Raw genomic sequence first — 8286 nt, 5'->3', positions numbered from 1 at the left:
CATGAGGGCGGTTACCCTCTAGCCACACCGGAGGGGTGAGGAAGGACGACGAAAAACCGGCAGCATCCGGGTGAGGCAGGTTGGTGGCCTTGAGAGCCCACAAACCCGCTCCACCGGCGACGAAGGTCGCAAGTACACCCGGCAGGCCCCCACCCCCCCCCGCAATGCCGAACCCCGCGTCCGGCGCCCAGAAGGCCTTCCGGCCGGGTCCGCCGGCCTCGCCGACTCCCGCCACGTCGATCCCTAAAATAGCCGGCAGGGGGTGCCGGGCATGTGGTGCTTGGCCACTTTTGATCTTGAGATCGAGAGGATTGACGCTGCTCGCCTTGACGCGGACAAGAACCTCGCCCGCCGCAGGTGTCGGACGGACCATGCTCGTGCGGACAAAGTCCGAGTTTGTTTCGGTCAGGACGAGCGCGTCCATTTCGGTTGCGGTGGTCTCCATCTGCCTACCCTTTTTGCGGCGTCAACGATTATCCGGCGACAGGCAAAGGATGGCAGAACGGGGTGGCCACAAGCCAGTGAATCGTCGTGAAATCTTGTGATGGACGACCTGATTGACCGCGCAGGGGCGGCAGGCGAAGGTCAGGAGGTCCCGGCCAACAAGGCCTCGGCTGCCCTCATGTCGGCCGTGTCGAAACCTTCGGTGAACCGGTCATAGACTGCGGCCAGTAGCAGACGCGCGTGGGCTGGGTCGCCCCGATCACGCGTCAGATGCACTAGACTTATGATCGCCCTGAGCTCCCATGACAACGCGTCCTGCCGGCGCGCCAGGTCGATGGATTGGAGAAAGCATTGCTCGGCCCTCTCCATGCCGCCGCCACCGCGCCGCAGAATCTCTCCATTCAAACGGTAGAGTTCCGCGATGCACCAGAGTTCCTCCTTCTCTACGCTTGCCCTGATCGCCTCCTCCACCAGCGCCAGCGCCTCAGCGTGTTGTCCAAGAGAAGACAAGCCGTCGGCAAGGAAACCGAGAAATCTTACATTGTAGAGAGTGAAGAGCTTGACCTGGCGCAGTTCCGCCAACCCATTGCGGAGAAGAGGAACGCCGCTCTCGGAAAGGCCTCGCTGGATCAGCAGCGCCGCCTTCCAGCAGCGACCAAAAACCTCCCATGGGCCGAGGGCGTTTACTTTCGCCAAGTCGAGAAGCTCGGTGATCGCCGAATCCGCTGCCGCCAGTTCGCCGATATGGACAAGAACCGGACATGACCACCGCGCCAACGCTTCACACAATGAGATCGCGTGGCCGGAGACACGCGCGGCCTCGACGGCGGCCTCGACCGCCCAGATTGCCTGGTTCGGGAAGCCTTGCAACCACAGGAGCTGGGCGGGTTGGATTCGCGCCGACACCGATTGACCGAACCTGAAGCGCACCGAAGTCGCGGAGGCGGTTTCAGCTGAGACATCATGGGCCAGCATAAGATCGGCGTGACGACGGGCACTTCGGAAATCCCCCATGCAGAAAAGCGTCATGCTGAGCATGCGGTCGCCGATGAATCGATCAAGGCCGGTTTGAGCGAGTGCCAAGAACCGTTCTGCATTTCCAAGCGATGCTCTATATTCACCCATGCCCACCTGTGCGAACCACAAGCCCCAAAGAGCCTCCGCCTGGGCGTCTACGTCGCCCAGTTGTTCCGATATCTCCAACGCCTTGGCGAACGCGGCCGGAGCCTGTGGCGCGAAGCCGACCTTGAAAGCCTGCGAGAGCCCGAGCGCTCTGTAGAGCTGCATGATTTGACGAGCCTGCTCGTCTCTTCGCTCTCCCGGGGCGATGCCGAGCAGCGCGCGTCGGACGCTCGTTAGACACTCGTCGACCAGAGAGAGCTGATACCAGACGGGGATGGCGGCAACCGTTACTGCTGACCCGATCTCAACGTCGTCACCATCTGCGTAGGCCCATTCCAGAACGAAGCGAACGTTGTTGATGTGAGGGCCATACCTTAACAACCATTCGTCGCTCGAGAGGGCTTCGACTTCCTCATGCGAACGCTTGAGAGCATCGCACAGATAGTTCGCAAGGCGTCGCATAACGCCATCGAACTCACCTTTCTGCCGTAATTTGTGCAAGACGTACGACCGAGTCGTATCGAGTACGCGGTATCGTGCGACCTTGCCGCGAGCGTCGGCCGCCACGAGGGATTTGGCGACCAGGTGTGCCAGCTGGGTGGAAACATCGCACTCGATGTCCTCTGCAAGGGCATCTGCCGCTTCCCGCCCAAAGTCACCCGCGAATATGGCGAGTCGACGCAAAACCGTCTGCTCCCCTTCCGGAAGTGCTTCGTAGCTCCAGTCGATCATCGCAGCCAACGTTTGGTGGCGAGGAAGAGCTGTGCGGCGTCCGCCAGTCAGCAACCGCAGATGATCATTCAGAAGTTCCGCGATCCCACGCGTGCCGAATGCTTCTACCCGTCCGGCGGCGAGCTCGATCGCGAGGGCGATCCCATCGAGCTGTCGGCATATGTGCGTGACGAGGGGCGCTTCGTCGTCGTCAAACCTGTATTCGCTCCCGGACGAGGTCGCCCGTTCGACGAACAAGCGGATCGCGGGAAACTCCAATGCGTCTGCGGCCGTCAGACCCGCTGCCAGCGGCGGCATTTCGAGAGGCGGGAGCCTATACACGCTTTCGCCTTCCACCCGCAGCGCTTCGCGGCTGGTGGCGAGTATATTGATCTGGGGCGCTTCCCGGAGCAGGGTCTCCGCGAGGCGGGCCGTTGCGTCAAGGACGAGTTCGCAGCTGTCAAGCACGAGCAGAAGACGCTTTTCACGGAGGTATGGGATAAGGCTCGCGGTCGGATCACCCGATGTCTCCGGAAGCCGAAGCTCCGAAGCCAGGATTGAAGGCAGGAGCTGAGAATTCGTAAGCGGCGCTAGGTCCAAAAAGCATAGGCCATGCTCGTACGATGACAACATTTGTTCTGCCACACTGATGGCAACGGTCGTCTTTCCGATGCCGCCCGGTCCAACGATGGTGACCAGACGAAATCGTTGAAATCGGCCTTCCACGACCTTGATGGCTTCGTCACGTCCGATCGGGCGTGTAAGCTGCCTTGGGAGATTGTTCGGCGCGGCTGTCGCGTCGGCCCTTTTCTCGACTTGGGAATGAGAGAGTGGAGCGATGAACCGATAGCCTCTCGATGGGACGGCGGCGATGAAGCGCGCAGCGGCCTGGTCGTCGCCGAGCACCCTTCGAAGCAAGGCGATTTGCGCTCGGAGGTTCGACTCCTCGACTATGGCGTTTGGCCAGGCCCGCGCGATCAATTCATCCTTCGTCACAAGTTCGCCCGCTCGCTCCGTCAACGCGATGAGGAGGTCGAGCGCTCGGGAGCCGATTGTGACAGGCTCATCGCCTTTGAGCAGAAGATGTCGCCCTGGGTAGAGGAAGAATGCACCGAACGTGGTCACTACATCGGCCGCAGCCGTTGCCTGTGCTGAAGCTTGCCCTTGCATCTATCCTTCCCTGATAACGGAGAATTGTCGGTCCAGAATATGAGGTAATGCTGCGAAGCAAGGGCGAGTTTTCCAGTGTCAACTTGCTGACGACCGAATAATTACTCGATCCCTGAAGTAATTGATGATCCTGACGCAGGAAGGCGTCCATATATTTTTGCAGCAATCTTACGTTCTTTGGCTCGAACATGTCAAAGGGGCAAGCATCGTGTCTCAAATTCTTGCGATGTCTAAACCAGTCAGCGTCGCGCTCGCGCGCCACAGGCATTCGGCCCTTTCCTGGTCGACCGCATAGGGACGCACCCCGAACCCCCGATCCAAGAGCGTAGTTTTCGGACTTCGATTTGAAGCAATCGAGCGTTTAAGAAAGACCGGGCGGAGTTTCATCGCCCATGGTGCTATATCCATAGGGATACCCCATTAAAGCGACATCCAGGCCTGCTACAAACATGAACTTGAACGCATAGATTTGTGAAAGCAGATTGATCTCTTTCGACGTGGCTGGAATACCGACGGTTCGCTCTATCAACGCGGGGCCGCATATTTCGAACTTTCGGGATGAATTATAAAATCTGCTATAACAATAATAATTTAGTCCAATTAACCTGAAAAACCAATGAGTTACTGGAGATATGGCGGAAGAGGTGGGATTCGAACCCACGGTACGGTTTCCCGCACGCCGGTTTTCAAGACCGGTTCCTTAAACCACTCGGACACTCTTCCATCTATTTGAAAAGGTTTAGAATTCTACATTCTGTTGAATTCCCGAAACCGGCCGTTGCTACCGGTTTGCTACCCAATCACTCGACGGCTGGCTTTTTAGCAGCTTTGATTGCGGCGTCAACTTGCTCTGCAGCATTTGCCTGCATTCCCGGCATGACATGCGAATAAAGATCAAGGGTGATGCCAACCGTCGAATGGCCCAGCCTTTCACTGGCGATCTTCGGATGAACGCCGGCCGCAAGAAGCTGCGTCGCATGCGAGTGCCGGAGATCATGAAAGCGAATGCGGGGCAGGGAGGTTTTCGCAAGCAGCCTCGTCCATTCGTGGGTCAGCGAAACGGGCTTCAGGGGCTTGCCGTCGACCTGTGCCACCACGAACGAATCATCCCTCGGTCGCATACCGAGCTTTAGCTGCTCTTCCGCCTGGGCGAGCCGGTGACGCTTCAATTCCTCCAAAACGGTCGACGACAGCGCAACAGTGCGCGCCTTGCCTGATTTGGTCTCTTTGTACCTGACTTCCGTTCCAACCTGCTCAGCGCTCTCCCTGACCGCAAGGACGGCATTCGCCAAATCGACATCTCGCCAGCGCAGCGCAAGGATTTCACCTCTCCTGAGCCCACAGAGCGCCGCCAGGAGCGCCGGCACAAATACTCGGCTTTTGCGCAGGTCATCGAGCATGACGGCCGTCTGCGGCGCTGTGTAGGCCTCCATCTTCTGGCGTTCGACCTTCGGCGGCCTCGTCAATGCGACAGGGTTCTTCTTCAGCAGATCCCACTTCATCGCTTGGTCCATCGCCGTGAGCATTACCCGCCGGCAGTGATGGACGGTGCGAGGTGACAAGCCTCCCTTTCCGTCACGTCTGCCGCTCTCAAGCAATTGGCCCCAGGCGGCATCAATCTTCGCCGCGGTGAGCTTGTTCAGCGTGATCGAGCCGAGGACGGGCGCCACGTTCTTCAAAAGCAGTTCTTCGTAGCGCTGATGTGTCTTAGGCGAAACGTTCGCTTTCTCAAGCTTAAGCCATTCGACAAAATACTCTCGCACAGTTGTCTTGGCGGGTTCGATATAGTTTCCGCCGTCCAGTTCGGCTATCAGGCGTGCGCATTCGGTCTCGGCTTGGCGCTTCGTCCCGTGAACGCTGTGCCATTTTCGCCGCCGCTTCCCTGTCTCAGGATCAGGGAGATCGATTACGATGGCCCACTTTCCAGGCGACCTTTCGCGGATATGACCTTTCATGTGGTCGGTTCCTTCTCTTCGTCCTCGTTTTCAAACTTGAGTAGGCCAGCGTTCGCAAGATGGCTGGCCACGCGGCCTTTCAGGGATTCGATTGCGAGATACACCTCATCCTTTTCCCATCCCGCTTTTGGCTGCGCGACGAGGAGCGCTTCAAAGACGCCGAAGACAGCCGCGCGATAGCATTGCGGTTCCCGCATCCACTCGGTGGCAGTCCATTCGGGATGGCCGAGCGCGTGCGCCATCATGCCGCCGTTGTGACCAAAGGCCGCGATCATCAGAGTGACCTTCTGGCGCATCTGCGGGCCGCCCATGGCGTCCTCGATTACCTTTTCCAGGTCAAACGAGCGCTCTAGACGGAACTCTACTTCCTGCACCATCGATCGCCCGCTTGCGGCGGCTGCCGCCTCGATCCGCTCCCGCATTTCCTTCGTCGTGCGCACATTGAGCGGATGGCGCTTTACCGCTTCGGTTGGCTTCTTTGTCATCCCTTCACATCCCATTCTGTCTGGTGCGTAACATATTACGCAGATCCCTTGACGTCAAGGCACGTCTCATCTAGTTTGCTTTATGCGTAACAGGTAACGCATAGGAGGACAGGAATGGCTGAGTGGCTTGAAGAAATCCTGAGGCACCCGACTACCTCAATTCCCAACGCCGGCAAGGCACTTGGGTTGTCGCGCAACGCGAGTTACCAGGCGGCGGGAAGAGGCGAAATTTTGGTCCTGCAGTTCGGTCGCCTGAAGCGTGTCCCGACCGAATGGCTACGCTCGACGCTGCTGCTTCCAAAAAAATGAAACCGCCGCGAAGAACGCGGCGGCTCGGACAGGACTTGCAGGCATCGGAAGTGCCAAAAAAATAGTCCCATCTAGTCTCACGTGCAAGCTCGCGGCGGCTTCCAGAGGGAAACCGCTTACAATGACCGCTGAAGCAAACCACACAGCCCACGAGGCGTTTGCGACGCTGATCGCCCGCAGCGGCGGGGGGTCGCCATGAAAGCCTTCGCCGCTTGGAAGCTGGACTTGCTCGACCGCATGTCGGCTGACCACCGCCTGACGGCGACCGATTTCCGGGTGGCTTATCGCCTGTTTTCCTACATGGACGCGGAAAGCGGCAATTGCTTTCCGAGGCAAGAAACAATCGCCGCCGATGTTGATGTGACGGATCGCACGGTCCGGAACGCGCTCGCCAATCTCCGCGCTTGCGATTGGCTCGAAATCGAAGAACGGGCGCTCCCAAAGGGCCGGGGCAAATCGAATTTTTATCGTTTTCGGGACGCGACCACCGGCACTAGAGTTCCGGTAATCGATGCGACCACCGGCACCACAAATCCGGTGAACGATACGACCACAGGAAATTTGGCGCAGGACTTCCGGAAGACAGCTTCCGGCGCCTCTATAGATGAACACGTTGGAAGGAACACGTTGAATCGAGAGAGCACGAAACGCGCTCCGCGAGCCCACCCCCTTCCTGAGGATTTCAAACCGGATTTGCGAGTCGCTCATGCCGCTGGCATGGAACAGGCTGAGGCCCAGCGACAGGCTGCCCTCTTTCTCGACCACTACCGCGGCAACGGAAAGCCAATGCGCGACTGGAATGCCGCGTGGCGCAACTGGATTCGCCGCGTGCCGGATTTCGCGAGCCGCCCCAACGGGCCGGATCGCCAGCAAGGCCGCCCACCCCACATTGCCGACCAAGCTTACGAAGATGCCCGCCAAGCGTTCGTGAGAGAACATCAAGGAGGACTTTCCGATGACGGCGTCGAACCTGCCGACGATCCAGCCGGATATCTACCGCCCGGCGTCCGACAGTGAAAAATTAACTGTGCTCACCCGGCTGCTCGCGACTTACCCGTGCCGCGCGCCGAGCGATTTCCGGCTCGTGAAGCCCGCCTATATGCAGGCGATGGAAAAAGTTAGCCAATATGCGCTGTTCGAGGCGGAACGCCGGATCAATCAAAATGCCCTGGGCCACGGCTTCATGCCGTCGCCGTCGGAATTGCGCGGCCAGATTGACCACGTGATGGAGCCGTTCTTAGAGCGCGAGCGACGGGCGCGAGCGGAGGCAAAACGCTACGCATGGCCGCGCGAAATAGAGGGATCGCCACGGCTGGATGAGGCGGCTCGGGCGCGTATCCGTGAACTTCATCGCCAATATCGCGCGTGGCGGGAGGTGAACCATCCGGAGTCGACAAGAGCGAAAGCGCCGCCGAAGCCGCCGAGGCAGATCCCGGATTATTCGGAAGAGCAGATTGAAATCACCGATGCCTTGCGACGGGCGCTGAAGGCGAAAGAGGCCGTCACAAAGAACCTTTCTTCGGCCTCGGAACGGAGGCGGCCCCATGAGCCCAAGCCGTGAACGATCCCGGCGGTGGAGGCGGCGGCGAGCGTCCGGGCGCGCCGTCTTCCGCATCGAGGCCGATGAGGCCGCCGTCGTCGACATGCTTGTTGGATCCGGTCACCTGAGCCTCAGCGCGGCGGACGACCCCGAGCAGGTCCGACTCGCCCTTGAACAGTTGGTCTCGTCGCTCGTCGCCATGGACATCCACCTAACGTAGGCGCGCGACTCGTCACGTCATCGGTTCGCGAAATCTGCCACACTCGCGGTGGTCAACAGGAGCTTTGCCGATGCGCACCGCCGTAGCCGTTCCAACGTCCTCGCCAATCGAATCTGCGGGCATTGCCCAGATCGCCCGCATCAAGGGCCTCGCCGCTCTCGGCCGTGGCGACACTTACGATCTCGCCGAACAGTTAGGCAGCAGCCGCGTTCGGAAGGCCGTCAGCGCCATGACGACCGGCAACACGCCCGACATGCCCGACATGGTGTCTCTTATCCACTACTCCGCGCCCACGAGACACCGGAACACATCGTCTGCCGCATTCTGCTT

At 59.5% G+C, this 8286-nt stretch carries 9 protein-coding genes and 1 tRNA gene; 5 read left to right on the top strand and 5 right to left on the bottom strand.

Going from position 1 to position 8286, the window contains the following annotated elements; all coding sequences use genetic code 11:
- The 5 genes from C9413_RS23090 to C9413_RS23070 all read right to left on the bottom strand — a co-directional run.
- Window positions 1-445: alcohol dehydrogenase catalytic domain-containing protein (locus C9413_RS23090; protein ID WP_246703833.1), on the bottom strand; the 445-nt coding region annotated here is incomplete at its 3' end.
- A 140-nt stretch (window positions 446-585) separates the two neighbouring features.
- On the bottom strand, window positions 586-3447 hold the full coding sequence (locus C9413_RS23085) for a winged helix-turn-helix domain-containing protein (protein WP_039844912.1): 2862 nt from the start codon (window positions 3445-3447) through the stop codon (window positions 586-588).
- A 633-nt stretch (window positions 3448-4080) separates the two neighbouring features.
- Window positions 4081-4170 (bottom strand) — tRNA-Ser (locus tag C9413_RS23080).
- A gap of 77 nt (window positions 4171-4247) precedes the next feature.
- Window positions 4248-5402 (bottom strand): tyrosine-type recombinase/integrase, encoded by a 1155-nt coding sequence (locus tag C9413_RS23075; protein WP_039844911.1) that lies wholly within the window; start codon window positions 5400-5402, stop codon window positions 4248-4250.
- Window positions 5399-5887 (bottom strand): Arc family DNA-binding protein, encoded by a 489-nt coding sequence (locus C9413_RS23070; protein ID WP_039844910.1) that lies wholly within the window; start codon window positions 5885-5887, stop codon window positions 5399-5401. Before C9413_RS23070 ends, C9413_RS23075 begins: the two co-directional genes overlap by 4 nt.
- 114 nt (window positions 5888-6001) lie before the next feature.
- On the opposite strand from C9413_RS23070, the gene C9413_RS23065 reads away from it, so the two are divergent.
- The 5 genes from C9413_RS23065 to C9413_RS23045 all read left to right on the top strand — a co-directional run.
- Window positions 6002-6196: a hypothetical protein gene (locus C9413_RS23065; RefSeq protein WP_039844909.1), complete on the top strand. Its 195-nt coding sequence runs from the start codon at window positions 6002-6004 to the stop codon at window positions 6194-6196.
- Window positions 6197-6391: 195 nt separating this feature from the next.
- Window positions 6392-7213 carry a helix-turn-helix domain-containing protein gene (locus C9413_RS23060; RefSeq protein WP_052451520.1) on the top strand — a complete coding sequence of 274 codons (822 nt, stop codon included), beginning with the start codon at window positions 6392-6394 and terminating at the stop codon, window positions 7211-7213.
- Window positions 7152-7757 carry a hypothetical protein gene (locus C9413_RS23055; RefSeq protein ID WP_039844908.1) on the top strand — a complete coding sequence of 202 codons (606 nt, stop codon included), beginning with the start codon at window positions 7152-7154 and terminating at the stop codon, window positions 7755-7757. Before C9413_RS23060 ends, C9413_RS23055 begins: the two co-directional genes overlap by 62 nt.
- Window positions 7741-7956: a hypothetical protein gene (locus C9413_RS23050; protein ID WP_039844907.1), complete on the top strand. Its 216-nt coding sequence runs from the start codon at window positions 7741-7743 to the stop codon at window positions 7954-7956. Before C9413_RS23055 ends, C9413_RS23050 begins: the two co-directional genes overlap by 17 nt.
- 70 nt (window positions 7957-8026) lie before the next feature.
- Window positions 8027-8286, top strand: a 260-nt coding sequence (locus C9413_RS23045; protein WP_170250952.1) for a hypothetical protein, incomplete at its 3' end; no start/stop codon positions are given.

The sequence above is a fragment of the Rhizobium sp. SEMIA 4085 genome (assembly GCF_013004495.1).
GTDB lineage: Bacteria > Pseudomonadota > Alphaproteobacteria > Rhizobiales > Rhizobiaceae > Rhizobium > Rhizobium gallicum.
The sequence above is the reverse complement of the archived record's forward strand: the minus strand, read 5'-3'. Positions and strand labels throughout refer to the sequence as shown.